The sequence below is a fragment of the Kitasatospora sp. NPDC058046 genome (assembly GCF_042885595.1).
Taxonomy (GTDB): Bacteria; Actinomycetota; Actinomycetes; order Streptomycetales; family Streptomycetaceae; genus Kitasatospora.
Window position 1 is genome coordinate 219,855 of sequence record NZ_JBHVRS010000003.1, and the last position, 25,634, is coordinate 245,488.

Annotated in this window: 25 protein-coding genes; 11 read left to right on the top strand and 14 right to left on the bottom strand. The window is 74.7% G+C overall.

What is annotated here, in order from left to right:
* Positions 1-69 precede the first annotated feature (69 nt).
* From ACFVU7_RS08740 to ACFVU7_RS08750, 3 genes are all read right to left on the bottom strand, one after another.
* Positions 70-1,008: an urea transporter gene (locus tag ACFVU7_RS08740; protein WP_388044728.1), complete on the bottom strand. Its 939-nt coding sequence runs from the start codon at positions 1,006-1,008 to the stop codon at positions 70-72.
* Between the two features lie 264 nt (positions 1,009-1,272).
* On the bottom strand, positions 1,273-2,103 hold the full coding sequence (locus ACFVU7_RS08745; protein ID WP_388044729.1) for an alpha/beta hydrolase: 831 nt from the start codon (positions 2,101-2,103) through the stop codon (positions 1,273-1,275).
* Between the two features lie 99 nt (positions 2,104-2,202).
* A complete protein-coding gene (locus ACFVU7_RS08750) occupies positions 2,203-2,964 on the bottom strand; it encodes an alpha/beta fold hydrolase (RefSeq protein WP_380740975.1) in 762 nt (253 codons plus the stop codon).
* A 128-nt stretch (positions 2,965-3,092) separates the two neighbouring features.
* On the opposite strand from ACFVU7_RS08750, the gene ACFVU7_RS08755 reads away from it, so the two are divergent.
* Positions 3,093-3,626 carry a SigE family RNA polymerase sigma factor gene (locus ACFVU7_RS08755; RefSeq protein ID WP_049659979.1) on the top strand — a complete coding sequence of 178 codons (534 nt, stop codon included), beginning with the start codon at positions 3,093-3,095 and terminating at the stop codon, positions 3,624-3,626.
* Between the two features lie 8 nt (positions 3,627-3,634).
* Complete coding sequence (locus ACFVU7_RS08760) at positions 3,635-4,585, top strand: hypothetical protein (protein ID WP_388044730.1); 951 nt, start codon at positions 3,635-3,637, stop codon at positions 4,583-4,585.
* Between the two features lie 55 nt (positions 4,586-4,640).
* Here ACFVU7_RS08760 and ACFVU7_RS08765 read toward each other — a convergent pair whose 3' ends face one another.
* Complete coding sequence (locus ACFVU7_RS08765; RefSeq protein ID WP_388044731.1) at positions 4,641-5,861, bottom strand: glycosyltransferase; 1,221 nt, start codon at positions 5,859-5,861, stop codon at positions 4,641-4,643.
* 210 nt (positions 5,862-6,071) lie between these two features.
* Here ACFVU7_RS08765 and ACFVU7_RS08770 point away from each other — a divergent pair, with 210 nt between their 5' ends.
* Entirely contained in the window at positions 6,072-6,875 is an 804-nt protein-coding gene (locus ACFVU7_RS08770; RefSeq protein WP_074004157.1) for a nucleotidyltransferase family protein, read from the top strand.
* Positions 6,876-6,920: 45 nt separating this feature from the next.
* On the opposite strand, the gene ACFVU7_RS08775 is transcribed toward ACFVU7_RS08770, so the two are convergent.
* The gene (locus ACFVU7_RS08775; RefSeq protein WP_375874473.1) at positions 6,921-7,427 is read right to left on the bottom strand and encodes a hypothetical protein; all 507 of its coding nucleotides are present in this window, start codon (positions 7,425-7,427) and stop codon (positions 6,921-6,923) included.
* Positions 7,428-7,624: 197 nt separating this feature from the next.
* On the opposite strand from ACFVU7_RS08775, the gene ACFVU7_RS08780 reads away from it, so the two are divergent.
* From ACFVU7_RS08780 to ACFVU7_RS08790, 3 genes are all read left to right on the top strand, one after another.
* Positions 7,625-8,290, top strand: a complete 666-nt coding sequence (locus tag ACFVU7_RS08780) for a DedA family protein (RefSeq protein WP_049654396.1) — start codon at positions 7,625-7,627, stop codon at positions 8,288-8,290.
* A gap of 95 nt (positions 8,291-8,385) precedes the next feature.
* Complete coding sequence (locus ACFVU7_RS08785) at positions 8,386-9,549, top strand: sensor histidine kinase (protein WP_388044732.1); 1,164 nt, start codon at positions 8,386-8,388, stop codon at positions 9,547-9,549.
* A complete protein-coding gene (locus ACFVU7_RS08790; protein WP_049654400.1) occupies positions 9,540-10,184 on the top strand; it encodes a response regulator transcription factor in 645 nt (214 codons plus the stop codon). The genes ACFVU7_RS08785 and ACFVU7_RS08790 overlap by 10 nt, the downstream gene beginning before the upstream one ends.
* 16 nt (positions 10,185-10,200) lie before the next feature.
* Here ACFVU7_RS08790 and ACFVU7_RS08795 read toward each other — a convergent pair whose 3' ends face one another.
* Together ACFVU7_RS08795 and ACFVU7_RS08800 are read right to left on the bottom strand one after the other, a co-directional pair.
* Positions 10,201-12,027, bottom strand: coding sequence for an ABC transporter ATP-binding protein (locus tag ACFVU7_RS08795; protein WP_053112194.1), 1,827 nt, complete (start codon positions 12,025-12,027; stop codon positions 10,201-10,203).
* Positions 12,028-12,261: 234 nt separating this feature from the next.
* Entirely contained in the window at positions 12,262-12,393 is a 132-nt protein-coding gene (locus ACFVU7_RS08800; protein ID WP_255357445.1) for a hypothetical protein, read from the bottom strand.
* An 879-nt stretch (positions 12,394-13,272) separates the two neighbouring features.
* Here ACFVU7_RS08800 and ACFVU7_RS08805 point away from each other — a divergent pair.
* The 5 genes from ACFVU7_RS08805 (at position 13,273) to ACFVU7_RS08825 (ending at position 19,126) form a co-directional block, all read left to right on the top strand.
* Positions 13,273-16,203 (top strand): nitrate- and nitrite sensing domain-containing protein, encoded by a 2,931-nt coding sequence (locus ACFVU7_RS08805; RefSeq protein ID WP_388044733.1) that lies wholly within the window; start codon positions 13,273-13,275, stop codon positions 16,201-16,203.
* Entirely contained in the window at positions 16,203-16,667 is a 465-nt protein-coding gene (locus ACFVU7_RS08810) for a roadblock/LC7 domain-containing protein (RefSeq protein ID WP_049654463.1), read from the top strand. The genes ACFVU7_RS08805 and ACFVU7_RS08810 overlap by 1 nt, the downstream gene beginning before the upstream one ends.
* Before the next feature lie 5 nt (positions 16,668-16,672).
* The gene (locus ACFVU7_RS08815; protein ID WP_388044734.1) at positions 16,673-17,260 is read left to right on the top strand and encodes a DUF742 domain-containing protein; all 588 of its coding nucleotides are present in this window, start codon (positions 16,673-16,675) and stop codon (positions 17,258-17,260) included.
* Positions 17,261-17,262: 2 nt separating this feature from the next.
* Positions 17,263-17,853 carry an ATP/GTP-binding protein gene (locus ACFVU7_RS08820; protein ID WP_074004152.1) on the top strand — a complete coding sequence of 197 codons (591 nt, stop codon included), beginning with the start codon at positions 17,263-17,265 and terminating at the stop codon, positions 17,851-17,853.
* Between the two features lie 139 nt (positions 17,854-17,992).
* Positions 17,993-19,126 carry an FAD-dependent monooxygenase gene (locus ACFVU7_RS08825; protein WP_388044735.1) on the top strand — a complete coding sequence of 378 codons (1,134 nt, stop codon included), beginning with the start codon at positions 17,993-17,995 and terminating at the stop codon, positions 19,124-19,126.
* A 12-nt stretch (positions 19,127-19,138) separates the two neighbouring features.
* Here the strand turns inward: ACFVU7_RS08825 and ACFVU7_RS08830 are convergent, their stop codons facing one another.
* The 7 genes from ACFVU7_RS08830 to ACFVU7_RS08860 all read right to left on the bottom strand — a co-directional run bounded on the left by ACFVU7_RS08830 (position 19,139) and on the right by ACFVU7_RS08860 (position 25,569).
* Positions 19,139-19,789 (bottom strand): DUF4328 domain-containing protein, encoded by a 651-nt coding sequence (locus tag ACFVU7_RS08830; RefSeq protein ID WP_388044736.1) that lies wholly within the window; start codon positions 19,787-19,789, stop codon positions 19,139-19,141.
* A gap of 30 nt (positions 19,790-19,819) precedes the next feature.
* Positions 19,820-21,028, bottom strand: a complete 1,209-nt coding sequence (locus ACFVU7_RS08835) for a transferase (protein ID WP_388044737.1) — start codon at positions 21,026-21,028, stop codon at positions 19,820-19,822.
* 171 nt (positions 21,029-21,199) lie between these two features.
* Complete coding sequence (locus tag ACFVU7_RS08840) at positions 21,200-22,018, bottom strand: serine hydrolase (protein WP_388044738.1); 819 nt, start codon at positions 22,016-22,018, stop codon at positions 21,200-21,202.
* A gap of 84 nt (positions 22,019-22,102) precedes the next feature.
* Positions 22,103-22,759: a DUF1707 domain-containing protein gene (locus ACFVU7_RS08845; protein ID WP_117490708.1), complete on the bottom strand. Its 657-nt coding sequence runs from the start codon at positions 22,757-22,759 to the stop codon at positions 22,103-22,105.
* Between the two features lie 127 nt (positions 22,760-22,886).
* Positions 22,887-24,290 (bottom strand): cytochrome P450, encoded by a 1,404-nt coding sequence (locus tag ACFVU7_RS08850; protein WP_388044739.1) that lies wholly within the window; start codon positions 24,288-24,290, stop codon positions 22,887-22,889.
* Between the two features lie 162 nt (positions 24,291-24,452).
* Positions 24,453-24,734 carry a hypothetical protein gene (locus ACFVU7_RS08855; protein ID WP_049654447.1) on the bottom strand — a complete coding sequence of 94 codons (282 nt, stop codon included), beginning with the start codon at positions 24,732-24,734 and terminating at the stop codon, positions 24,453-24,455.
* A gap of 229 nt (positions 24,735-24,963) precedes the next feature.
* A complete protein-coding gene (locus ACFVU7_RS08860) occupies positions 24,964-25,569 on the bottom strand; it encodes a TetR family transcriptional regulator (RefSeq protein WP_380776884.1) in 606 nt (201 codons plus the stop codon).
* Between the last annotated feature and the right edge of the window lie 65 nt (positions 25,570-25,634).

The window sequence follows — 25,634 nt, forward strand, 5'->3', positions numbered from 1 at the left end:
ATGCTCAAGGGGCTTCGGTGAGCCCGGGGTTCTCGACATCAGATGAATTCGGCGGCGCCGGACGCGGAATCAAGTCCGGCGCAGGCGCGGGACGGCCGGCACCGCCGCCAGGAACAGCAGTGTGGTCAGGACGAACGGCCAGGTGAAGGCGTGACCGCCGAAGGGCGCGGAGGCCGCGCCGAGCGCCGGCGTGAGCACGGTCGCGCCGGCCGCACCGACCAGGGCGTACGCCGCGCTCCAGGCGTCGGGCGCCAGGAACACCCCGCACAGCGCGAGGGCGACCAGGACGCCGCTGTACCCGAGCAGGCCCTGCCCGACCGCCTCGCCGGGGGCGCCGAACGCCCAGGCCGTGAGCAGCCCGGTGGCGCTCCCCGCGCAGGCCATCAGGCCCGCGAGCCGGCTCGCCGCGAACAGCCCGGCCAGGAACAGCAGTCCGACGTACCACTGCGGCATGAAGAAGATCTGACCGATGTTCGCGAAGAACCCGTGCCAGAGCTGGTCCCAGCTCAGCCCGGTCGGCCCGGCGGCCGGGACGGGCAGCGCGGCGGGTGCGCCCGCGCCCTGCCACAGTCGCCGGAAGCCGGGGGCGGCCGCCGTGACGGCCGTCGCGACCAGGCAGAACGGCGCGGTCAGCGCGGGCAGCCGCCAGGTGGCGAGCAGCGCCCCGAGCCCCGCCGTGACCACCACGGCGACGGCGGACCCGAGGGCCGCCACCGCGACCGTCGCCGGGTGCCCGGCGCCCAGGAAGACGGCGCAACTCAGCGCCACCAGGCAGCCGTTGTACCCGTGCAGCCCCGCCCCGACGGTCTCCCGGTCGAGCCCGAGCCCGTACGCGACGGCGGTGGAGACAGCGCTGCCGAGCAGTCCGTAGAGGCCGTACCGCCAGTCGGCGGCGAACAGTGCGGCCACGAAGAAGAGTCCGCAGACGACGGACGGCATGAAATCGACCTGCGCGACGCCGCGCAGGACCTCCGCGACCACCCTGGCGGATATCGGACGAGTCGCCACCGAGGCGCTCTCCCCACCCTGTTGCAAACCCATGCTGCGCACCAATTTTCCGGTACGGCCGGCCTGCCTGAATGTCGGCCCCGGCGATTCCTCCGGAACCGTACTCCTATGGTTTGCGAAGTCCAGGGGGTACGGGGTGTTATGCCAAATCCACGAAGGGTGACCATCGGGCCGCTGAGCTGCAACAATCTGTTGAAGTCGCGGCCCGTCGGGTTCGTTGCAGGGAGAAATCCTTTGCGAAGTTTTACTGACGGTTGGCATCGGCTATGCCGGGGCCGCGCTCGCTCCCGCCCGGATCAGATGCCGCGCCAGGAACCGTTCCGACGACTCCAGTTCGGGCTCCGGCACCTCCAGGTGGCCCCCGGGGTTGGCGTGCAGCGTCTTCTCCCGCGAGCCCAGCGCGCCGAACAGCGCCAGCGCCCCCTCGCGCGGGACCAGCGCGTCGTCCCACTGGAGGAGGAACTCCACCGGCACGCCGACCCGCCCCGCCGCCTCCGTCTGCGACGCGTGCCCCGTCAGCCCGAACACCGCGACGGCGACGCGCGGTTCGGCCGCCGCCAGCGGGATGCCGATCGCGCTCCCCAGCGACAACCCCCAGTACCCGACCGGCCCGAGGCCCTCCGCGTGTCCGGGGTCCTCCACCCGACCGGGGCGCTCCGTCTGTCCGGGGCCCTCAGCCCGACCGGGGCGCTCCGCCTCGCCGCTCAGCGCGTCCAGCACCACCACCCACTCCGGCACCGCCCGCTCCGCGAGCGCCGCCGTGTGCCGCGCCACCCAGGCGCTGACCGGCCGGCCCGCCGCGATCAACTCCCCGATCTCGGTGGCGAACCGCTCGTCCTGGGCGCTGCGCGTCCGCTCCCCGTGCCCCGGCGCGTCCAGCGCCACCGCCGCGAACCCGTGCCGCCGCACGAACCGCCGGGCCCGGTCCACCAGTCCCGGACCCAGCTTGTGCTGGCCACCGCCGTGCCCCAGCAGCACCAACGGCCGCCCGCCGAGGGGCGATCCGTCCGGCTGCCAGAGCACTCCGGGCGCGCCGTCGAGGGTGAAGTGGCGCTGCGTCACGCCGTCCGCGCTGGATTCCGTGGTGAAGTGCACCCCGTCATCATGGCTCCCGACACACGTTCGGGTCCGGGCTTTCCCTCGACGGGCTGCCCCACGACGGGCTCACCGCCGTCGCCACCGCACGGCTCGCCGTTACCGCGCGGCCGGGCCGTCCTCGTGGAGGAAGGCGAGCAGCAGGGCGGTGGTCTCGGCCGGGCGCTCCAGGCTGGGGAGGTGGCCGGCCCAGCGGAGCTCCTGGTGGCGGGCGTCGGGGAGGAGAGCGGGGAGGGCGGCGGCGATGTCCCGGAAGTCCGGGAAGTCGTGGGCGCCGGACACGGCCAGGGTGGGGGCGGTGATCCGGCCGAGGTCGACGTCCTCGCGGTCGGAGCCGACCGTCGCCGTCATCTGGACGTCGAAGGCGTGGCGCTGCATCCGGCGGACGTGCGCGCGGGTCCGCTCGTCGGCCTCCGGGCCGAGCCAGGACTCGACGTTCAGCTCGACGGCCTCGTCGATCCGCCCGGCCTCGATCAGCTCGTCCTCGCGCCCGCCGAAGGCGCGCAGGGTGTCGCTGGGCTGGTGTCCGGGCATGCCCGCGCCGAGCAGGGCCAGCCTGGTGACCGCCTCGGGGCGCAGCGCGGCCGCCGTCAGGGCGATCCGGCCGCCGTAGGAGGCGCCGACCAGGGCGGCGGTCCCGATGCCCAGGTGGTCGAGCAGGGCCAGGACGTCCCCGGCGTCGCTGTACGGGGCGTCCGCGAGCGGCGTGTCGCCGAAGCCGCGGAAGTCGCAGCGGACCACCCGGTGTCCGGCGTCGACCAGCGGCTGCCACTGCGCGTCCCACATCCGCCGGTCGCACACCGAGGAGTGCAGCAGCACCACGGCGGGCCCGCTGCCCGCTACGTCATGAGAAATGATCATTCGGCGGATCGTAGTGTCCCCACCACCGTTCCCCAAGCGATTTGAATCTGAAGCCGCCGCGGCCGCAGGTAAGCGCTTTCGACCGCCCCCGGGCTCTGGACGGGTGAAGGAGGTGCTCGGAGGTGCTCATGGGAGAAGCGAAAGACGATCGGGACGACGGGTTCCAGGCGTTCATCGTCACGGTCTGGCCGCGCCTGGTACGGACGGCGTACCTGCTGGCCGGCGAGCAGTACGCGGCCGAGGACCTGGTGCAGTCGGCCGCCGAGAAGTCCTGCGCGGCCTGGTCGAAGGTGCGCCGGGCCGACGATCCGTACGCCTATGTGCGGCGGATCCTGGTCAACCAGCACGCCCGCCGCTGGCGCCGCCGGGCGCCGGAGCTGCTGGTGGACGCGGTGCCGGACGCGGCGGGGGTGGAGGACGGCTACGCCCGCTCCGACCAGCGCGGGGCCCTGCTGGCCGCGCTGGCCACCCTGCCGCCGCGCCAGCGCGAGGCGGTGGTGCTGCGGCACTGGGAGGACCTGAGCGACAGCCAGACGGCGGCCGCCATGGGGTGCTCGGTGGGCGCGGTGCGCAGCCACGCGGCGAAGGGCATCGCGCGGCTGCGGCAGGTCACGGCACTGGTGGGACTCAAGGACACGACGCACATCGGAGGAGCGGCATGAGGGGCGGCATGGACCGGGAACCGGACGGGGTGGGCGTGGACGACGGCACGGACCTGTGGGTGGGGCTCGGCCTCGCCGAGGCGGCGGCCGGCGCGCGGATCGGCCCGGCGCCGGTGACGGACATCCTGGCGGGGGGCCGCCGGCTGCGGCACCGCCGCCGTACGGTGGTCGGCGCGGCGGCGCTGGCCGCCGCGGTGGCGCTGACCGGCGGGGCGCTGGCGCAGCTGCGCCCGGGCCCGGCGCCCGCCCACGGGATCGGTCCGGCCGGCGTCGGCGCCGCGCCCACGCCCACGCTCACGGTGGCGAACACCCCCGGGCTGGGCACCCCCCTCCCGCCGAACGGGACCGCCCCGGCCTTCCGCAACCCGCTGACCCCGGTCCGGGTGCTGCTCGGCCAGGGCCTGACCCCGGACGGCAAGCAGTGGCAGCTGTGGGAGGCGCTGTGGCCGGAGGCCCCCCGGGAGCGGGCGTTCGAGCAGGCGACGGCGGTGTGGGAGGAGCGCAGCAGGTACGACTCGGAGATCTCCAAGCCGACGGAGGAGTACGTCCAGCGGTACTGGCAGCCGGACTGCGACGTCACCAACGTCTACTTCACGGTGGACGGGGTGCGGCTCAGCCATGACTCCGACGGCGCCCAGGCCGCCCCGGGCAAGGTCGACCCGCGCAACCGGACCGTCTTCGGCGGCGGCCTGGTCGGCCACCGGGGCAAGGGCGACACCGTGGCCCCGCTGGACGTGGTGCTGCTCTCGATCGGACCGGACGTCGGCCGGGTGGTGGTGACCTGGGCGGACGGCAGCACCACGGAGCCGACGCCCGTCACCGTGGCCGACTCCCCGATCCGCGAGCTGGTGGTGGCCCGCCCGGGGACGATGCGGGCGAAGTCCTGGCAGTTCTTCGACAAGGACGGCAACAAGCTCCCGGACGCCGGTGCCAAGTACCTGACCGAACCGGCCTCCTGAGCCCGGGGCAGGCGCGGGACGTCGGCCGGGCCGACTTCCCGCGCCCCTGTCCCCCTCAGCCGAGCAGCAGCTTCGCGGCGGCCGTCGCACCGTCCGTGCGGACCCGGGCCGAGAGGGCGGCGGCGCGCTCCCGGGTGGCGGGCGCGAGGGCCCGGCGCAGGGCGGCGGCGAGGGACGCGGTGGTCGGGGTCGGGCCGTCGTGGGCGGCGCCGATGCCCAACTCCGCCACCCGCGCGGCCCAGTACGGCTGGTCCACCATCTGCGGGACCAGCACCTGGGGCACCCCGGCCCGGGCGGCCGTGGCGGTGGTGCCCGCGCCGCCGTGGTGGACGACGGCGGCCACCTTCGGGAACAGCGCCTGCTGGTTGACCTCGCCGACCGCGAAGCAGTCCTCGGCCCCGTCCACCTCCGCCAGTCGGGCCCAGCCGCGGCCGAGCAGCACCCGGCGGCCCTGCGCCCGGACCGCCTCGACGGCGACCCGGGCGGCGCCCGCCGGGTCGCGCAGCGGCATGCTGCCGAAGCCGACGTACACCGGCGCCTCGCCGGCCGCCAGGAAGGCCGACAGGTCGGCGGGCAGCGGGCGTTCGTCCGGCAGGATCCACGCGCCGGTCTGCACCGCCTCGGGCCAGGCCGCGTCCGCCTCCGCGGGCCGCGGCCACGGGTCGAGCAGCGGGTCGGTGGCCAGCCACGGCCGGCCGGTGAGGACGTGGTCCCGGACGTTGTCGGCCTCGGGCAGTCCGACCGCCGCCCGGCGGGAGTTGACCGCGTCGCCGAACAGCGCGTTCATCGTCCCGATGTTGAGCTCCCACAGCTCCCGGGGGTCGGTCGCCTCCGGCGGGTAGGGCAGCATCGGGTACTCGAACGGCCGGTGGTGCGGGGAGGGCAGCACGGTCGGCTGGAGGGCCACGTACACGAAGCGGGCGCCCAGCTGCTCGGCCGCCGCCTGTGCGCCGGCCGCCGCCGGGAACAGCCCGGTGGCCAGCACCGCACCGCCCGGCTCGGCCGCCGCGAGCACCGCCGCGTGGAACCGCTCGACCAGCCGGGCGGCGCGCGCGGGCAGGTCCCCGGGCTTCGGCGGCGGCCCGCTGACCAGCGCGCGCACCGACTGACCGACCGGCACCGGCTCGACTCCGGCCTCGGCCAGCCGCGCCGAGAACTCCTCGTCCGGCGGCGCGCAGACCCGCACCTCGGCGCCGAGTTCCCTCAGCCGCACCGCCAGCGCGGCCATCGGCTCGACGTCCCCGCGCGACCCGTACGTCGACAACACCACTCGCACTTCGTGACTCCCCGTTTCGCGGATCTGCTTCCGTGCTTCGCGGACCGGCGTCCTCGAAGCGGTGATTCTGCGTCACCACCGGGGCCTTGCGGCAAGGCCCCCCGTGCGCTGTACGTTGAGAGTGGCGAGGAGTGGGTACGCCTCCGCGGACGCCAGCACCGCACCGGAAATTCCCGGGCGGACACCGCTTCTCCTGCCAGAATCTCCTTCATGCGCGCGATCATCGAGGACATGGCCGGTCAACTCGCCCGTGTGCCGGGCGTGGTGGGAGTGATGCTCGGCGGGAGCCGGGCGCGGGGCGAGGAGCGGCCGGAGTCGGACTGGGACCTCGGGGTGTACTACCGGGGCGGCCCCGACCTCGACGCGCTGCGGGCGCTCGCCGGGCCGGAGACCGAGGTGGCCGGCCCGGGCGGCTGGGGCCCGTGGGTCAACGGCGGGGCGTGGCTGCGGGTCGACGGCGTCGCCGTGGACTGGATCCTGCGGGACCTCGACCGGGTCGGACGGGTGTGGGCGGACTGCCGCGCGGGCCGCTACGAGGTGGGGACGCAGGCCGGCCACCCGCTCGGCTTCTGGTCGCCCTGCTACCCGGGCGAGGTCGCCCTCGGGCAACCGTTGGCCGACCCCACCGGGGAGTTGACGCGGCTCAAGCGGCAGACCGCCGACTACCCGGAGCCGCTGCGCGGGGCCCTCACCGCGGCCACCTGGGAGGCGGGCTTCCTGCTCGACACCGCCGCGAAGAGCGCCGTCCGCGCCGACGCCCTGCACGTCTCGCTCTGCCTGTCGCACGCCGTCGGCATCCTGGTCCAGGCCCTGTTCGCCCACCACCGCCGCTGGTGCCTGAACGAGAAGGGCGCGCTGGCCGTAGCCGGTCGACTGCCGGACGCCCCACCGTACTTCGGCAGGCGCGCGCACGGCCTGCTCGCCGAGCCCGGCGGGTCGGCGGCGGAGCTGACGGCCACCGTCGCCCGGGCGCGGGAGCTGACCAGGGAGACCGTGGCCGCACTGAACCGCTGAGCCGCCGAACGACTGATCGCCAACCGCCCGGCGGGCGAGGCGCGTTCAGCCCCGGTGCCAGGAGGTGGCGTTCCGGTGGTCGGGCGCCGACGCCACCTCGACGGCCGCCGCCCTCATCTCCCGCTCCCAGTCCCGCGTCACCTCGACCGGCCACGTGTCGACGCAGCCCGGGCAGCAGACCTGGTCGACCAGCTCCGCGAGCCGCCGCTCCGCCCCGGTCGTGCGCTCGTCGATCCGGGACCAGAGCGCGGCGACGGCCTCAACCGGCGTGATCTCCCCGGACACCAGCCGGGCCGCGGTGTGGTGCAGGAGGCTGCGCTGGACGAAGCCGTCGTCCGGCACCGGCAGGCCCAGCTCCGCCATCGCCTGCCACAGCAGCTCCGTCAGCTCGACCGGGGGCTCGCCCCGGCCCGGCCGCCCCGCGAGGTCGCAGAGCGCGGGCGAGTCCCCGCCGATGCCCGCCGCCAGCAGCCCGGCGGCGGCCATCGGCAGGTCCTCGGGGAAGACCAGTCCGGCGGAATGCTGCCAGGCCAGGGTGAATGCGTCGTCCATGGCGCCATCCTGACAAAGCGGCCACGCCAGCCGCCACCGGATTCTCCGCCCCTGCGGAAAACCACAGGGTGCGGCGGTACGGAAAACCACAGGGCGTTCGCCGGAAACCCGCATACCGGCGCTGACCTGCGGTTCCTAGCGTGGAGGGCAGAGCCGGGCGCACCAGGCGCCGGCACCGCGACCACCCTGGAGCCCGCATGCCGCACACCGTCCTCGCCATCGCCCAGCAGCCCGCCGACGGCTTCGCCGGCTGGGCGGCCGACCTGGTCGACACCCTGGGCGGCCCCGGGGCCGGCCTGGCGATCGCGCTGGAGAACCTGTTCCCGCCGCTGCCCAGCGAGGTGATCCTGCCGCTGACGGGCTTCGCCGCCGGGCAGGGCGTGATCAGCCTCGCCTCCGCGCTGACCTGGACGACCCTCGGCTCGGTCGCCGGGGCCGTCGTCCTCTACTGGCTGGGCGCCCTGTTCGGCCGGGAGCGGATGCACGCGATCTGGGCCCGGCTGCCGCTGGTCAAGGCCTCCGACCTGGAGCGCACCGAGGCCTGGTTCGCCCGGCACGGGACGAAGGCGGTGCTGCTGGGCCGGATGGTGCCGATCTTCCGCAGCCTGATCTCCGTTCCGGCCGGGGTCGAGCGGATGCCGCTGCCCGCGTTCGTCATGCTGACCACGATCGGCAGCCTGGTGTGGAACAGCGTGCTGGTGATGGCCGGGTTCCTGCTCGGGGACCGCTGGGACACGGTGGAGACGTACGTCGGCCTCTTCTCCAAGGCGGTCCTGGTGGTGGTCGCGGTGGCCGTGGCCGGGTACGTCGTGATGCGCTGGCGCGGGCGCAACAGTGCCGCCCAGCACCGCCGCGCCCGGTGACCGGCCCGGCCGGACCCACCGGCCCCACCGGCCCCGAAGGCCCCGAACACCCCACCGCCCCCGCAGGCCCGGCCCGCCCCGTAAGCTCGGACCCCGTGCAGGGGGATGCAGCGGACGCCACGTCATGGCCGCGCCGGGCCACCGGAGTTCTGCTCGGCTGCCCGAGCGCCGCGCTCTCCGCGCTGTACCTCCTCCTCGCGGCCGTCGTCCTCGGCCCGTTCCTGCTCTGGCCGCGCACCCGCCCGTACGCGGTGCCGGGCCTGCTGTCCGGGGTGCGCCGGCTGGCCGCCCTGGAGCGGGCCCGGCGCAGCGCCTTCTTCGGCGACCGCTTCCCCCACCAGTACCGGGCGGACGACCGCCGGGTGCTGCGCTACCTGGCGGTGCGCAGCGGCGGCGGGCTGGTCGCCGGGGTGGTGCTGGGGCTGCTGGGCTTCGGGCTGGCGCTGGCCGTCCTGCTGGTCGGCGGGGTGCTGCGCGGCTCGCTGGGCTGGGAGGAGCTGGCGACCCAGGTGCTGCTCGGCGGGGTGCTGCTCTTCCTGGCCGTGCAGGGCCTGTTCTCGCTGGCCGCGCTGGACGCCCGGACCGCCCGGGAGTGCTTCGGGCCGTCCGAGGCCGAGCTGCTGCGCCGCCGGATCACCGAACTCGCCGACAGCCGGGCCGCGGTGGTGCAGGCCGTGGACGCCGAGCGGCGGCGGATCGAGCGGGATCTGCACGACGGCGTGCAGCAGCGGGTGGTCGCGTTGGCGATGCTGATCGGCCGGGCGCGGCGCGGCCTGGACCGCCACCAGGACCCGGAGCGGACGGAGGCGCTGCTGCACCAGGCGCACCGGGAGGCGCAGGGCGTGCTGACCGAGCTGCGCGAGGTGGCCTGGCGGGCGTACCCGTCGGCGCTGGACACCCTGGGCCTGGAGGAGGCGCTGGGCGGGGTGGCCGAGCGGTGCGCCGTCCCGTTGCGGCTCCGCTACGAGGTGGCCGGCCCGCTGCCCGAACCCGTCCGGACCGCCGCCTACTTCGTGGTGTCGGAGTGCGTCACCAACGCGGCCAAGCACTCCGCCGCCTCGGCGGTCTCGGCCCTGGTCGAGCGGACCGCCGGCGTGCTCACCGTACGGGTCGAGGACGACGGGAGCGGCGGCGCGGACCCGGCGGGCAGCGGCCTGACCGGCCTGCGCGGGCGGGTCGCCGCGCTGGACGGTACCCTCCACGTCCACAGCCCCGCCGGGGGCCCGACCGTCATCACCGCGGAGCTGCCATGCGCGTGACCCTCGCCGAGGACTCGACCCTGCTGCGGGAGGGCCTGGTCCGGCTGCTCGCCGAGGAGGGGCACGAGGTGCTGGCCGCGGTCGGCGACGCGGCGGCGCTGACGGCGGCGGTGGCGGAACGGCCGCCGGACGTCGTGGTGGTGGACATCCGGATGCCGCCGACCCACACCGACGAGGGGCTGCGGGCGGCGGTGGAGATCCGCGAGCGCTGGCCGGAGGTGGGCGTGCTGGTGCTCTCCCAGCACATCGAACGCGGGTACGCGGCCCGGCTGTTGGACGCGGGCGCGGAGCGGGTCGGCTACCTGCTGAAGGACCGGGTGGCGGAGGTCGACGAGTTCCTGGACGCCCTGGTGCGGGTCGCGGCGGGCGGCGCGGTGATCGACCCGGAGGTGGTGCGCCAACTGGTGGTGCGCACCACCCGCACCGACCCGCTGGCCCGGCTCACCCCGCGTGAGCGCAGCGTCCTGGAGGCGCTCGCCCAGGGCTGGACCAACGCCGCCATCGCGCAGCGGCTGCACGTCTCGATGAGCGCGGTGGAGAAGAACCTCAACGCCGTCTTCGACAAGCTGGACCTGCCCCGCACCACCGACTACAACCGCCGCATCCTGGCCGTTCTGCACTACCTCGGCGCGTAGCCGCCGCGCCGTCGACTCAGGGCTTCCGCGGCTCCCGGCCGCGCAACGCGTCGACCGGGCTGGCGTCCGGGCGGCTGTCCGGACCGGCGGCCGGCCCGGCGGTGTCCGGCGGCCGGAGGGTGAGGACGCGGTCGGCGAGGGGCAGCAGCGCCCGGTCGTGGGTGATCAGGACGGTGGTGCGCCCGGTCATCAGGCGGCGCAGCGCGGGGACGAACTGCTCGACGGTGTGCGGGTCCAGCCCGGTGGTGGGTTCGTCCAGGACCAGCACGGGGGTGTCCCGCAGGAAGGCGCGGGCGATGGCGACGCGCTGGCTCTGGCCGCCGGAGAGCTGGAAGCCGTCGGCGCCGATCACCGTGCGGTAGCCGTCCGGGAGCGCGGTGACGAAGTCGTGGGCGCCGGCGTTGCGGGCGGCGCGTTCGATGGCGGCGGGCGGGGCGTCGGGGCGGCCGTAGGCGATGTTGTCGGCGATGGTCGCGCGGAACAGCGGGGCCTGCTGGGGCAGCAGCGTGACGGCCTGGCGCAGCGAGACGAGGGTGAGGTCGCGCAGGTCCTGGCCGTCGAGGCGGACGGTGCCGGCCTGCGGGTCGAGGAAGCGGACGAGGAGCTTGGCGAGGGTGGACTTGCCGCTGCCGCTGGGCCCGACGAGGGCCAGGGTCTCGCCGGGGAGCAGGTCGAGGTCCAGGTCGGTGAGGACGGGCGGCCCGGGGGTCCCGGTGGCGCCGGGGTAGCCGGCCCGGACGCCCTGGAGGGTGACCCGGCCCTGGACCGGGCCGGTGTCGCGGGCGGTGGGGCGTTCGCGCACCGGGCTGGTGAGGTCGTGCAGTTCCAGGACGCGTTCGCCCGAGGCGCAGGCCGTGCCGGCCAGCGGGACGAGGGCGGCGAGCTGCTGGGCGGGCTCGAACAGCTGGGCCATGAAGGCGGCGAAGGCGAGCAGGCCGCCGAGGCTGAGCTGCCCGTGGATGACCTCCAGCGCGCCGACGCCCACCACCGTGAGCCCGGCCAGCAGTTGCAGCACGCCGAGGAAGGGCTGGTAGAGGTCGGCGACCCGGGCGGCGGAGAGTTCGGCGTCGAGCAGGGCCTTTCCCTCCCGGTGGACCCGTTCGACCTCGCGGCTCTCCTGGCCGCAGGTCCGGGTGACGGTGGCGTTGCGCAGGGACTCCTCCAGCAGCGCGGTGACGCCGCCCGCGCGGCGCTGGACCTGCCGTTCCCGGCGCCGGATGCGGCGCCCGAACAGGCTGGTGGAGAGGACGAACAGCGGGGCGGCCAGCAGCGCGGCCACGGTGAGCGGCCAGCTCAGGTAGAAGGCGGCTCCGGTGAACAGCAGCAGGCTGACCGCGGCCACGGCGCCCTCGACCAGTCCGGTGGCCACCATCTGCTCGATCTCGGCGATGTCGAAGGTGAGCCGTGCCACCAGGTCGCCGCGCCAGCGGGTCTCCAGGGTGTCGGGCGGCAGGGTGTGCAGGTGGGCGAGGGTGTCGGTGCGCAGCCGCAGCATGTAGCGCTCGGCGGTCCTGGTGCTGGTGTAGGTGCCGCCGTAGGTGAACAGCGCGGCGGCCACGGACGCGCCGAGCATGAGGGCGGCGAGCAGCCAGAAGTCGGCGAAGTGCCGGGGCACCAGGACGTCGTCGATCAGGTCCTTGAACAGCCAGACGGAGACGACCTCGCCGAAGGCGCCGAGGACGAGCAGGACCGCGCTCACCGGGAGCCAGCGCACGTCGGGGCGCACCCACGGCCAGAACCGGCGCATCAGCTCCCGCAGCGGGACGACGGGCGGGTCCGTCACCGGCCCCGGGTCGTCGTCGTCCCGCGCCGCCCGGTCGCCCGGGGGCGTCACTTCGCGCATGGCCACGACCCGTTGCTCTCGGAGACGTCGTTCCGGTGTCCGGAAACGACCTTTCGGGGTCCGGATCCGCCGTTTCCGAGGTGGGGACCCGTCATCCGGGGCCCCGTCGTCCGGGCCCCGTCGTCCGGGACGCGTCACCCTCCGCGTGGCGGCGGTGCCGGCCCCAGGGTGAGGGGCCGGCGGTGGTACCGCCGGCCCCTGTGATGGCGCTAGTCGGGACTGTTGTGCGCAGTCCTAGCCGAAATCACCGTCACCACATGCCGAAACGGCGACGGTGGTTTCCACGACGGTTGCGGCCACGATCACGATCACGCCCACGACCACGGTCACGGTCACGGCCGTAACCACCGCCTCTGTCTCCTCCACGGCCGAAGTAACTCATCACGGCTTCTCTCTCTCGTTGCGTCGGCGCTCCTGGCGCCCGCCGAGACCTGCACCGGCGGCGCGGTCCCGGGGACCTGGAGGCCGTTGCCCGTGGTCGGACCGTTCCGGCGGCCTGTCGGCGACGCCCGGTCCGATCCGTCCCACTCCTCCAGTATCCGCCCACCGAGCGTGTTCGCAGCTCCAGAGCCGTACGGACTTCGCGACGACCGGCCGCCACCGTGGAGGGTGTCCCGCCCGTCACGTTCGGCGACTCCCGGTACGTCATCGGAACGGCGGCTCCCACGGAGGGCGTCCGCGGCCGTGTGCCGGGTAGGCTGACCGTGGTACGCGAGTCCTCAGAGAACCTGACAAATGGGCCGGATGGCCGCCCTCCACGCCCTCCCCCTCGCCGGACGGGCCGCCACGCGGCCGGAGGGGCGGATCCGGGCCGGGCGGTGGCCCGGCGGGCGTGCCGAGCGGGTCCCGGCGGGGCGTCACACAGTTTTCACACCCCGGCCATCCGTCGGCCGCGCGCCTCGTTGACACTGTGTCGGGCGAGTCCGGAAGGGCCTGCTCCGCATACGGACGGTCAACGAATGAATGACATTGTGTCCGCTCCGTGTGCAAGCACAGCCCAGGCAGCGAACGGGTTTTCACTCTAATCACACGGTATGACTAGTATCGCTTCGTCAAAAAACCGTGCCCGGACGGCCCGCCCCTCACCGGCCGGCCGCCAGCCCCAAGGAGTCAGCTCTGCGCGCGCGTGCGAATCGGCGGCCCCCGACGCCGAAGGGCCCCCGCAGGCGTCCACGCCTGTCCCTGCGGACGGCGCTGCTCGTCCTGGCCGTCGTCCCCAGCATCGCCCTGGTCGCCCTCTGGGCCGTGACCAGCGGTGAGACCATCGCCGACTTCCAGCGGCTGGCCGACCAGGCCACCATCGCCCAGAAGGCCGGCCAACCGTCCAACATCGTCTACTACAACCTCCAGGAGGAGCGCCGGCTCAGCGCCGAGGCGCTCGCCCGGCCCGGCTCCAACGCCGACCAGCTGCGCCACCAGCGCCAGCTGACCGACGACGCGGTGCGGCAGTTCCAGACCCTCTCCGGCGCGACCGCCGACAACGCCCCCGGCGAGATCCGGTCCGCCGTCGTCGAGGCCCGCCAGGCCATGGGCAAGCTGGCCGAGCAGCGCTCCGCCGTCGACCGCGGCACCACCGACCAGCAGAGCGTCTTCGCCTACTACACCGACCTGATCAGCGTCGACCTGCGGCTGTTCACCGCGCTCAGCCGGGTCGACACCGGCGAGGTCACCTGGCTGTCCAAGACCCTGGTCAACTCCTTCTGGGCCAAGGAGATGCTCTCCCGCGAGGACGCCGTCCTGGCCCGCGGCTGGCCCACCGGGCGACTGTCGGCCACCGACTACCAGCAGGTCCAGCAGCTGATCGGCGCGCAGGACCACCTGCTCAACGTCCAGGTCCTGCCGTACATCCCGGACGCCGAGGCACCGGCCTGGCACGAGCTGGTCAACAGCCCGTCCTGGCAGGCCAAGGCCGCCGTCGAGCAGGCCCTGCTCAAGCCCACCGCCGCCGACGCCAACGGCACCGTCAAGCTCCCGGCGACCCAGGACCAGTGGCGCCAGGCCCTCGACGGGCTCAACCCGCCGCTGGTCAAGGCGATCGAGGACCGCACCAACGGCATCATCGAGGTCGCCAAGAGCGCCATCGTCGGCATGCTCACCCGGGTCGTGCTGACCACCGTCGTCGGGCTGATCACGGTCGTCGCGGTGATCATCGCTTCCTGGCGGCTCAGCCGCTCGCTGCGCCGCCGCATCAAGGACCTGCACACCCAGGCCGAGGAGATGCAGCGCACCCTGCCCGAGGTGGTCGACCGCCTCGGCCGCGGCGAGCAGGTGGACGTCGAGGCCGAGACCCGCACCATCACGGACGGCCCCCACGGCAACGGCACCGACGAGCTGGCCCGGCTCGGCCAGGCGCTCAACCTGGCCCGCTCCGCCGCCCTGGAGTCCGCCGTCGGCCAGGCCGAGCAGCACCGCGGCTTCGAGCGGCTGCTCCAGCGCATCGCCCGCCGCACCCAGCTGCTGATCGGCCGCCAGCTGCGCAAGCTGGACGAGCTGGAGCGCAAGCACGACGACCCGGAGGTCCTGGAGGGCCTCTTCGACCTCGACCACCTCACCGCCCGCCTGCGCCGCTACGAGGAGAACCTCGTCATCATGGCCGGCGGCCAGCCGCAGCGGCGCTGGCGCAAGCCCGTCCCGCTGCTGGACGTGCTGCGCGCCGCGCAGGGCGAGGTGCAGGACTACCGGCGGATCTCGATCGACATCGAGGGCGACCCCTGGCTCTCCGAGCGGGCCGTCGGCCCGGTGGCGCACGTGCTCGCCGAGCTGATGGAGAACGCCACCACCTTCTCCAAGCCGCCCACGCCGGTCGAGGTGCGCGCCGCCGTGGTCGGCCGCGGGCTCGCGATCGAGATCGAGGACCGGGGCCTCGGCATGGACCCGGAGCAGTACGACGCGGCCAACGAGCTGATGAGCCGCCCGCCGCGCACCGACGTGCTGGCCCGGGCCGACGACATCCGCCTCGGCTTCCACGTGGTCTCCCGGCTGGCCGCCCTGCACGGGCTGCGGATCGAGTTCCGCCCGTCCGCCTTCGGTGGCACCCGGGCGGTCGTGCTCGTTCCCGACGAGCTGGTCCTGGAGGGCGACACCGGGCTGCCGGACGGCGCCGGCGGCACGGCCACCGAGCCGATCCCGCTGGTGCGCCGCTCGCGCCGGGCCGTCCGCTCGGCCTCCGACGAGACGCCCGTCCCGGTGCCGGCCGGTCCGCCGGTCGCGCCGGTGGACTCCTTCACGCAGGGCGACCACGCCCCGCACGGGGCCCCGGTGCCGCTGCCCCCGGTGGAGGCCGGGACGTGGCCGGGACCGGACGCGGGACCGGCGGCGGGGTGGGGCGCGGCACCGGAGGCCACGCTCCAGGAGGTCCCGCTGCCCGCGGCCCCGTTCCAGCCGGCGGTCGTCCAGCCGCTGCCGTCGGGCCCGGACGCCCCGGCCGTCCTCCCGGCGGCTCCGTTCGAGGCGGAGTGGCCCGAGCAGCCGTACCAGGCCGAGCAGCCGTTCCAGGCCGGGCAGGCGTACCCGGCGGAGCAGCCGTACCCGTCCGGGCAGCCCTTCGGATCGGAGCCGTCGTACGACGCTGAACCGTCCACCGGCCCCGTGCCGTCGTACGGAGTGGAGCAGCCCGCCACGGCTGCCCGGCCCGACCACCAGCCGGAGCAGCCGATCGAGCACACCTCCCCGGCCGACCCGGCGCCCGCCCAGGACGCCCCGGCCTACCCGGACATCGCCTACGCCCGGGTCACCGAGGCCGAGGCCCCGTACGCCGACGAGCAGTACCGCCCGGCCGACCACTACCGGCTGGCCGAGCGGCGCCAGCCCCGCGAGTACCGGACCTCGGTGCCGTTCAGCCCGGCCCAGGCCGGCCAGCCCCCGCTGCCGCAGCGCGTCCGGCAGGCCAGCCTGGCGGCCGAGCTGCGGGTGCCCCCGCCGGCCCAGCCGCAGTGGGTCGAGCGGCCCGCCGCGGACACCCCGCCCACGGGACCGTTCCAGCGCACCGAGCGCCCGGTACGGCGCTCGGGTGCGGCGATCGGCGCCTTCCAGCGGCAGTCCCGCGCCGCCCGGGCCCAGGACAGCGGCGAGCACCGCCTGCCCGCCACCCCGCCGGAGCCCTCCCCCGCCCCCGCGCCCGCCCCCTGGGCCCTTCCGGCCGCGGACCCCCGAACCACACGAACGGATGAGCAGTGATGAACCGCACGATCGCCACCCACCAGGACCTGGACTGGCTGCTGGACGGACTCGTCGACTCGGTGCCCGGGACCAGGAACGCCGTCCTGCTCTCCGACGACGGTCTCGTGGTCAGCCACTCCCGCACCATCGAGCGGGCCGACGCCGAGCGCCTGGCCGCCGTCGCCACCGGCCAGCAGAGCCTGGCCCGCGGGGTCGGGGCGCTGTTCGACGGCGGCCCGGTGCACCAGGTGATCGTCGAGCTCGCCGAGTGCTGGCTGTTCGTCATCGCCGCCGCCCAGGGCACCCACCTGGCCGTGGTCGCCTCCCAGGAGGTGGACGCCGAGGTGATGTCCGTCGCGATGCACACCCTGGTGCAGCAGGTCGGCCAGAAGCTCACCACCCCGGTCCGCCACGAGGAGGCCCCCGGCGCCCCCGCCGCCCCGGCCTCCTTCGACGCCTTCGCCGCCCGGAACCGGGGCTGACCAGGGTGGAACCGTACGGGAACGACGCCTGGGGGGACGGCCGCGACGACGGCCGGCAGGCCGACCCGCGGCCCGGTCCGGCCTCCGGTTCGCCGTCCGGCCCGCAGCCCGGCTCTCCGTCCGGCCCGGCCTCGGGCCGGCAGTCCGGCTGGGACGACTCCTGGCGGCGCGGCACCGTGCCGCACTGGAGCGAGCTGGAGGACGACGCGGAGGAGGAGACGGGCAGCATGGTGCGCCCGTACACGATCACCCGCGGCCGGACCGCGCCCGAGCGCGACGACCTCACCCTCATCACCGTGCTCACCACGGTCGAGGAGGAGGCCGACGCCGCCCTGGCACGGGGCAGCCGCGCCGGTGCCCGCGGCCTCCAGCCCGAACACCGGCTGATCCTCGAACGCTGCCGGCGCCCGATCGCCGTCGCCGAGGTGTCGGCGGGCCTGGACCTCCCGGTCTCGGTCACCAAGATCCTGCTGGGCGACCTGGTCGCCCAGGGCCTGCTGAAGGCCCGGGCGCCGCTGTCGGTGGCCCGGGCCGCCGGCGGCGTGGACCTCGGCCTGCTCACGGCCGTACGCGAAGGACTCCGGAGACTCTGAACATGGCAACCCCCCACTCCGCCACCGACGCCCCCGCCGCCCCGGCCGCCGTCAAGATCCTGATCGCGGGCGGCTTCGGCGTGGGCAAGACCACCCTGGTCGGCTCGGTCAGCGAGGTCGCCCCGCTGCGCACCGAGGAGTACCTGACCCGGGCCAGCGTCGGCGTCGACGACCTGGCCGGCGTCGACCAGAAGACCACCACCACCGTCGCCCTCGACTTCGGCCGGATCACGGTCAGCCCCGAGCTGGTCGTCTACCTGTTCGGCACGCCCGGCCAGGAGCGCTTCTGGTTCATGTGGAACGACCTGGTCAACGGCGCCCTCGGCGGGATCGTCATCGCCGACACCCGCCGGCTGGAGACCAGCTTCGCCTCCATCGACTTCTTCGAGAGCCGGGGCATCCCGTTCGTGGTCGCGATCAACTGCTTCCACAACACCAACACCCGCACCCCCGACGAGATCCGGGCCGCGCTCGACCTCGACCCGCAGGTGCCGATGCTGCTCGGGGACGTGCGCGAGCGCGCCTTCGGGCGGGACCTGCTGCTCGCCCTGGTCGACCACCTGATGGAGCTCGCCGCCACACCCGTCGGCTGAACCGGCCCCGGCCGGACCGACATCCCGGCCGACCCTTCCCCTCGACCGCCGTGCCCGCTCGGCCGGACCGGCTCCGGCCGGGCCCCGCACCGCCCCCGCACCCCCGCACCTCCTGTGAACTTCCTTTCGGAGCCCCCTCATGAACAGACCCCTGCGCGTCCTCGTCAACGGCGGCGGCATCGGCGGCCTCACCCTCGCGACCGCCCTCGCCGAGCGCGGCCACCAGGTCGACGTCGCCGAGCTGCGCGAGCAGTTGGAGGCCCTCGGCGTCGGCATCATCCAGCCGTCCAACGCCCTGCACGTGATGCGCGAGATCGGCGTCCTGGACGACTGCCTCGCCGCCGGCTTCGAGTGGGAGGTGCTGACCATCTGCGACCCGGCCGGCGCCACCCTCGCGAAGATCCCGCAGCCCCGGATGGGCGACGCCCCCTCCAACAACGGCATCCCGCGCCCCGCGCTGGCCCGCGTCCTCGCCAACGCCGCCGTCAAGGCGGGCGCCACCCTCCGCTTCGGCACCACCATCGGCACCCTGCGCGAGGACGCCCACGGCATCGAGGCCGCCCTCACCGACGGGCAGGTCGGCCGCTACGACCTGGTCGTCGGCTTCGACGGCATCGGCTCGCCGCTGCGCCGCCACCTGTACGGCGAGAAGTACGCCCCCGAGTACACCGGCTTCGCCAACTGGCGTGTGACCGTCCCGCGTTCGCCCGAGGTGCGGGGCGTGGTGATGTCCTCCGGCAACCTGAACGCGAAGGCGCTGCTCACCCCGATCAGCGCGGAGCAGATGTACCTGGGCTCGGTCTTCGCCGAAGCCGAGGACTTCCGCCCCGACCCGGAACGCGCCCACGAGCAGCTGCGCGAGCGGCTGGCCGGCTTCGGCGGCCCGATCGCCGAGGCGCTGGCGCAGATCACCGACCCGGCCGCCGTGGTCTACTCGCGGATCTCCCAGGTCACCGTCGAGGAGCCCTGGCACGTCGGCCGGATCGTCCTGGCCGGCGACGCCGCCCACGCCTCCACCCCGCACCTCGCCCAGGGCGCCGCGATGGCCGTCGAGGACGCGCTCGTGCTCGCCCAGAGCCTGGACGCGGAGGACACCGTCCCGGCCGCCCTCACCGCCTGGGAGGCCCGCCGCCGCCCGCGCGCCATGTGGGTCCAGGCCCTGTCCCGGGCCGTCCTCAAGCAGGAGACGGGCACCGCGACCACGCCGGAGGAGGACGAGCTGCTCAAGGTCGGCATCCCCGGCGCGGCGCACGTCCTCGTGCAGCCGTACTGACGGCCCGCGGATTCAGCGGCGCGCTTCGGCGCGCCGCTGGGTCTGCCAGGTACTGACGCGGTGGATGGTGTGGACGATGATCGCTCCGGCGACCACGTCGAGCACCGCGCTGGTGGTGGACAGGGTCACGAGCCGGCGCAGGTCGTCGACCGTGTCGACCTCGTCCTTGAGCAGGTTCACGTACCCGTTGCCCACGTAGGTTCCGACCAGCAGCGCTCCCCACCACACGGCGAGCCGCGCCCGGGGAGCCGACCGCCCGGGCGCACTCGCCTTCCAGACGTCCGAGACGACCTGGTACGGCACCCAGAGGTTCGCCACCGGGGTGATCCAGCCCGCGAGCACCCAGGCCCGCGCCCGGCGCTGGCTGCCCGGGCCGCCCAGCGCCTCGGCGTTGAGCCGGGCCCGCCACATCCACACGGCGAACACCGCGTAGACCGGGACGAGCAACAGGAACCACCGCGGCCCCCTGACGGAGTCCCAGAAGTCGGCGGCCGCCGTGAACTCCGCCTCCGTCGCCCTGCCCGCGAGGGCGTCCTGGACGACCAGGTAGACGCGCCAGTCGGCCGCGGCGAGCAGTATGTCCCCCGCCACCATCGCGAGGATCAGCAGCGACGCCGCGGCACCCCATCCGACCACGGCCCTGTGCTGCTTCGACCTGTCCATGCTTCCCCCTCTTCCTGTCGGCTCACCGATTCACCACAGACCGGCCAGCTGCAGCACCCGGTAGCCGAGCCAGCCCGGCAGGGTCAGCGCGACGGCCAACCCCACGCCCGTCAAGTCCGCCTTCCTCGTCGCGAGTTGGGCTCGCCAGGTCATCGTCCGCCGGGGCCGCCACCCGGTGGCCGCCAGGGCCGTCCGGATGGCGTGGGCCAGGTGCACCGTGGGCGTCTGCGGCGTGGTGAGGCCCACCCGCTCCATCCACGCCCACGGCCCCTTGCGTTCCACCACCGGGAACACCCGGGGCGTCCAGTGGCCGTCGAAGGCGATCACGGCGCCGATCCAGTGCTCACCCGTGACCGCCTCCCTCGGCAGCACCGGGGTGGGCAGGCCCTCGTTCAACTGGTCGGCCAGCTCGGACAGTCCGCGCGGGGCCAGCAGGACGAGCTTCCCCGGCGGCTGGGTGGCCCGCGCCTCGCCGATCTCCCAGCGCAGCCCCTCGCCCTTCCCCAGGCGCAGGACGATCAGCTGGGACAGGTCCATCAGCTGCCGCACGGTGCCCTGCCAGTCGTCGAGCGGCAGGTAGAACCGGGCCGCGCCCAGGAGGGGCAGGGGTTCCCCCGGCCGCCCCACCGCGATCACCGGTCCGACGGCGCCCAGCGCGGCGGCGAACTGCTCCTCCCGGCTGTGGAGGTTGATCTCCGCCCCGTCGTCCACCCGGGCGGCGGTCGCGTCGTCGTCGAAGCTGCGCAGGTAGAGCACCGGCCTGCGCCCGTCCCGCAACAGGGCCTGGGCCGCCCCGCGGGCGGCGAGCGGGCGGGTGCGGCGCAGGATCAGCAGTCCCGCCGCCCCGGCCGCCACTCCGCCGACCAGCACCCCGAACGACACCGTCAGGCCCATGCCCTCGCCCCGCTCCGAGACGGCGACGGCAGCGGTGCCGCCCCCGAACAGCAGGTACCCGGCGCCGTTGGCGATCCGGACGGCCCGCCGCCACCGTGGCTGTCGCGCGCCGAAGCGGTCGACGAGCCCGACGAGTTCGGCGACCCCGGACCGGCGCCGGTGCCGCAGCCACAGGGCGGGCCCGAGCAAAGCCAGGGCGATCGCCCCGCACCAGAGGGCACCGGCCCTGCTGGCCTCGACATCCACCCCCGTGCCGACGTTGACCAGCAGGTGCAGCGCGACGTAGGCCGCGGCGACGGCGGTCGCCGTGACCCACCGGGCGAGTATGCGTAGACGGGACGACACTTCAGCCCACCCCCGACCGCTTGAGCAGGACGCCTCAATCGGATACCGCAACCGACCGATCATCATGCGCGCACGATCGGTTACGGTTTGGCGCCGAACACCAGAACGGGGGCGGTCCGAAGCCCGACCGGGAGCGTGGCGAACGCACCGGCCACGCGGGGCCGGTACGGATCAACCCGCCGAGCGGAGCGGCGCAGGACCGGCCGAGGACACCGGACGGGCCACCGGCGCCGGGCGGCTGATCTGGTCCCGGCGGTCCCACACCGCCTTGGAGACGCGGGCGAGCAGGCGGGCCGCCGGGTCGGTGCGGTCCGTGCCGTCGGCGAGCGGGCCGGTGTAGCAGACGGCGATCAGGTAGGGCGGGCAGTCGGCCGGCTGGACGAGGCCGACGCCGAGCCGGGCACCGGGGACCCAGCCGTTCTTGAAGGCGATCCGGGTGTTGGAGGGGAGGCCTGCGGCCAGGTCCACCCGGAACTCGTTGCACTCGAGGAGGGCGAGGAGTTCGGGCTCCCCGGCGAGCGAGCGCAGCAGCCGGACCAGGTCGCGGGCCGTCACCCGGTTGTGCACGCCCTGGGCGCGCGCCGCGTAGTCCTCGATCCCGCGCGGGGTGGAGCTGTGGGTGGCACCGGCGCGGCGCCACACCTCGGTGACGGCCTGCTGGGTGGTGCGGGCCAGGCAGATGTTGGTGGCCAGGTTGGAGGAGTGGGTGATCATCCGCTCGGCGAGCAGCCGGAGCGGCACGTGGGTGCCGACCAGCTCCCAGGGCAGCGGATCGCTGTCCCAGTCCGGGTCGTTGCCGAACTCGCCGCCCACGACGGACTCGAAGCGGTTCACCACCGGCACCTCGGCGTCGAGGTTCGCCCCGCCGCGGCAGAGCGCGGCGAGCACCGCGACCTTCATCGTGCTGGCGGCGTCGTGAAGTTCGTCCGGATTGTGGACGAACACCGGCTCCGCTTTTCCCGCCCAGGGGGCGACCACCACAGAGAGCATGGAGGAAGGGTAGGGGAGGTCGGGGCCGGAGCTCGACGGTTGCGGCGTACGACACGAAACCGCCTCCGCCGCCATGACGGACCGTCAGTCACCGGGTGGCAGGGCCAGGGGCTTCCTGAGCAGCCACTGTCCGGCCGTCCGCCGGGGCCGGCGCACGACCACGCGGCCGTGGCGCTTCCTGCCGACCAGTTCGATCCGCAGCGTGACCGGCGCACCGTGGTCCGGCGCCCGGCGGTTCCTGATCCGGCTGAACTCCAGGGCCAGGCCGTCGGCGTCGACCACGATGCCCGGCCCGGTGATCAGGGTCAGGGTCTTGCCCTCCATGTCCAGGTCGATCTGCAGGGTGTCCTGCGTGATCACCGCCTCGGTGAAGTCGAGCGTCACGTCGCACCACTCCACGAAGAGCTCCAGGCGGCGCGGCACCACCCAGCGCCCCTCCCGCCTGACCCGGCTCCACCGCTGGTCGATCGTCAGGACGTCCTTGACCTCCGCCACCACCCCGCCGGGGGCGAGCGAGACGGGCGGCAGGTCGGTGGTGAGTCCGGCCAGGTCGCCGATCGTCCGCGCGGACAGGGCGGCCTCCAGGCGCTCGTCCAGCTCCTCCGAGGTCAGCCGGCCGTCGCCCGCCGCGATGCGCAGCAGCTCGGCCACCCGGTCCCGGTCGGCGTGGGAGGCCCGCATCGCGGACTCCTGGCCGCGGGCGGCCTGCTTCCCTGCGGCGGGCACGATCTCTCCCGGCATACTTCCCGTCCTGAACTCGGCTATGGTCTTCGCGCGTTGGGGTCAGCGGCGCGGACAGGAACTCACGATATATCGCGATAGGGTTTCCCGCCAGACCGGTTCCGCGGGGCCGTTCAGCGGGGCCCGTTCAGCGGGCGGGCTCGCCCGCCGCGGCCCGCGGCTCGACCAGCATGCGGATGTCGTCGGCGGCCCAGAGCACGAACCGCTCGACCGGGACCACCCGGTGGCCCGGCTCCGGCCGGAGGCGCAGCCGCTTGAGCAGCACGGCCAGCAGCACCTGGGCCTCCACCACAGCCAGGCCCTCCCCCTCGCAGGCGCGCGGCCCCAGGCCGAACGGGATCCAGGCCAGCCGGGGCCGCCCCGCCGACTCCTCGGGGGTGAACCGCTCGGGCCGGAACCGCTCCGGCTCGGGCCAGTACGCGGGGTTCAGGTGGACGGCCCGGATCGGGAGGAAGACCACCGCCCCGGCGGGGACGACGTACCCGCCGACGGCCAGCGGCCCGGTGGTCAGCCGGGCGCCGTACGGGCCGGGCGGGTACCGGCGCAGGGACTCGCGCAGGACCATCCCCAGGTACGGCAGCCGGCGCAGGTCGGCGTGGTCGGGCACCGGGCGGTCGCCGAGGACGCGGTCGAGCTCCCCGGTGACGCGCGCGACCGCCGCCGGGTGGGCGGCGAGCAGGTGCAGGGTCCAGGAGACGGCGACGCCCGTGGTGTGGTGGGCGGCCAGCATCACCGCGAGGACGGTGTCGCGGATCCGCGCGGGGCTCTCCCCTGCCTCGACGAGGGCGCCGATCAGGTCGCTGCGGTCCCCACCGCTGCCGCCCCCACCGCTGCCGTCCCCGCCGCTCCGGCCGCCGAGGTGGCCCCGGTGGTGCGCGGCGATCACCCGGTCGACCGTCGCCCGCAGTCGGGCGAGCGCCCGGGCGGCCCGTTCGGCGCGCTGCTCCGGGGGCTGCTCGGACGGCACCCGGTAGAGGCGCTCCAACTGGTCGGTGAGCACCGCCTCGAAGGCCTCGACCACACCCTCCGGGTCCTCGATCCCCCCGTCCGGGTCCTCCGTCCCGCCGTCCAGGGCGTAGCCGCAGATCATCCGGAGCGAGAGCCCGGTGAGTTCCCGCTGGAGCTCGACGGCCTGACCGGCGGGCAGGGCGGCCCAGCGGTCGGCGAGCCCGGTCGCCAGGGCGGTGAAGCGGGCGAAGTGCCGTTCGTGCGAGGGCCGTCCGGCGAGGACGGTGAGCAGCAGCCGGCGCCACGGGCCGTGCTCCCCGGCCGGGAGCACCTGGAGGTTGCCCGCCTCGAACAGCGGGTCCAGGAACGAGAACAGCCCCGGCGGGCGCTCGTCGAGGTGGGCCACGGCCTCCAGCAGCACCGGGTCGGCGATCGACACCGCGGTCTCGGCCCCCGGCAGTTGGAACCGCACGACGGGCCCGTACTCGGCGTGCAGCCACAGCTGGTAGTCGTGCAACCCGCCCGCCCGCGCGATGGCGCCCACCCCGCCGTCCGCTCTCGGCTCGGGACCGGGGATCTGCATCGGACCTCCTGGGGTGCCTTCCGGGGATCGTTCCGCGGTGCCTTTGTACGAACCGGGGCCTTCCCGTGCCACGGGACGGCCGGGGCGGTGTTCCGTACGGAGCACCGCCCCGGCCCCTTTCCGTCGCGCGGCCGGCGGGCCGGCCTCAGTTGACGAGGTGCCTCAGTTGACGAAGTAGCTGAACCCGACCGTCGCCGCGGTCATCCCGGCTGCCACCTCCCGCGTCACCGTCCCCTGACAGTTCGGCGCGGAATACACGTCGACCGTCACGTTCGTGAGGTTCTCGACGACCACCGGCGACACGGTCGGGTAGCACCCCCGCGCCGGATTCTGGTGCGTCACACCGTTCACCACCAGAACCCCCGTAGCCGCCTGTGCGGGCACGGCGAGTGCGAGCACTCCGGCGGCGGCCAGCATCCCGACCGCGGCAATCCGACGACGCATGACTGTTCTCCCTTCCGAGGGCGCACATCGGTTACGGCACCCTTCCGGGCCATGAATTCCCCCACCGCCCTGTCCATGTCAGAAATCCCGCCGCAAATCCCCCGAACCGAGGACAATGCCTGGCGCGGCATTCGCCCGCGGTCCGCCGGGAGTGGAAAGTCGGACCCGCCGACTTTCCGCGTCCTTCCACGCTCTTCCGCAAAGGACGGGACGACCGCATGGCGGGGGGTTACAGCTGCTCGGGGAGCCCGCTTCCGGCGGTCGGCAGCGCCCGGACGGCGTCGGCGATCTCGGCGCGCAGCCCGTCGAGGGTGTGGTCGGGGCCGAGGATCATGCGGCGGAGCTGGGGCATGGCGAGGCTCCAGCCGACCATGCCGAGCATGAGGAACAGCCGCGCGCGGGCGTCGTCGCCGTCACCGCCGCTGTCGCCGTCGTCGCCGCTGCCCGCGGGCCGCGCCGCCCGGATCTTGTCCTGGTAGTGGCGGGTCCGGTCCGCTTCCCCCGGAACGGGCTCGTCGCCGAGTTCGAGGGCCTCCCAGAGCAGCAGCCGCAGGGCCTCCGGGTGGTCGCGGTGGTAGTCGAAGAGCCGCTCGGCGTACGCCGCCAGGTCCTCGTCGCCGGGCGGGACGGCCTGGGCGAGGTCGGCCATGAGGCGCTCCAGGACGGCGGCGAAGAGCCTGTTCTTGTCGCCGAAGTAGTCGTAGATCGCCCGCTTGTTGGCCTGGGCCTGGGCGGCGATGCGGTCCACGCGGGCGCCGGCCACGCCGTACGCGGCGAATTCGGTGGCCGCCGCCGTGAGGATCCGCTCTTTGGTTGCCGTCGAGTCGTACGCCATGGGCCGATGGTAACGAACCGGTTCGTTTGACGATCCCGCGGCGGTCTGGCACGCTCACGGCGAGC

What these genes read in the sequence shown, in the direction of transcription:
- ACFVU7_RS08750 (WP_380740975.1), bottom strand. Translation starts at nt 2,964, where the DNA reads ATGATCATTTCTCATGACGTAGCGGGCAGCGGGCCCGCCGTGGTGCTG.
- ACFVU7_RS08830 (WP_388044736.1), bottom strand. Translation starts at nt 19,789, where the DNA reads ATGGACAGGTCGAAGCAGCACAGGGCCGTGGTCGGATGGGGTGCCGCG.
- ACFVU7_RS08770 (WP_074004157.1), top strand. Translation starts at nt 6,072, where the DNA reads ATGCGCGCGATCATCGAGGACATGGCCGGTCAACTCGCCCGTGTGCCG.
- ACFVU7_RS08760 (WP_388044730.1), top strand. Translation starts at nt 3,635, where the DNA reads ATGGACCGGGAACCGGACGGGGTGGGCGTGGACGACGGCACGGACCTG.
- ACFVU7_RS08780 (WP_049654396.1), top strand. Translation starts at nt 7,625, where the DNA reads ATGCCGCACACCGTCCTCGCCATCGCCCAGCAGCCCGCCGACGGCTTC.
- ACFVU7_RS08840 (WP_388044738.1), bottom strand. Translation starts at nt 22,018, where the DNA reads ATGCTCTCTGTGGTGGTCGCCCCCTGGGCGGGAAAAGCGGAGCCGGTG.
- ACFVU7_RS08860 (WP_380776884.1), bottom strand. Translation starts at nt 25,569, where the DNA reads ATGGCGTACGACTCGACGGCAACCAAAGAGCGGATCCTCACGGCGGCG.
- ACFVU7_RS08795 (WP_053112194.1), bottom strand. Translation starts at nt 12,027, where the DNA reads ATGCGCGAAGTGACGCCCCCGGGCGACCGGGCGGCGCGGGACGACGAC.
- ACFVU7_RS08855 (WP_049654447.1), bottom strand. Translation starts at nt 24,734, where the DNA reads ATGCGTCGTCGGATTGCCGCGGTCGGGATGCTGGCCGCCGCCGGAGTG.
- ACFVU7_RS08820 (WP_074004152.1), top strand. Translation starts at nt 17,263, where the DNA reads ATGGCAACCCCCCACTCCGCCACCGACGCCCCCGCCGCCCCGGCCGCC.
- ACFVU7_RS08775 (WP_375874473.1), bottom strand. Translation starts at nt 7,427, where the DNA reads ATGGACGACGCATTCACCCTGGCCTGGCAGCATTCCGCCGGACTGGTC.
- ACFVU7_RS08845 (WP_117490708.1), bottom strand. Translation starts at nt 22,759, where the DNA reads ATGCCGGGAGAGATCGTGCCCGCCGCAGGGAAGCAGGCCGCCCGCGGC.
- ACFVU7_RS08810 (WP_049654463.1), top strand. Translation starts at nt 16,203, where the DNA reads ATGAACCGCACGATCGCCACCCACCAGGACCTGGACTGGCTGCTGGAC.
- ACFVU7_RS08825 (WP_388044735.1), top strand. Translation starts at nt 17,993, where the DNA reads ATGAACAGACCCCTGCGCGTCCTCGTCAACGGCGGCGGCATCGGCGGC.
- ACFVU7_RS08850 (WP_388044739.1), bottom strand. Translation starts at nt 24,290, where the DNA reads ATGCAGATCCCCGGTCCCGAGCCGAGAGCGGACGGCGGGGTGGGCGCC.
- ACFVU7_RS08790 (WP_049654400.1), top strand. Translation starts at nt 9,540, where the DNA reads ATGCGCGTGACCCTCGCCGAGGACTCGACCCTGCTGCGGGAGGGCCTG.
- ACFVU7_RS08755 (WP_049659979.1), top strand. Translation starts at nt 3,093, where the DNA reads ATGGGAGAAGCGAAAGACGATCGGGACGACGGGTTCCAGGCGTTCATC.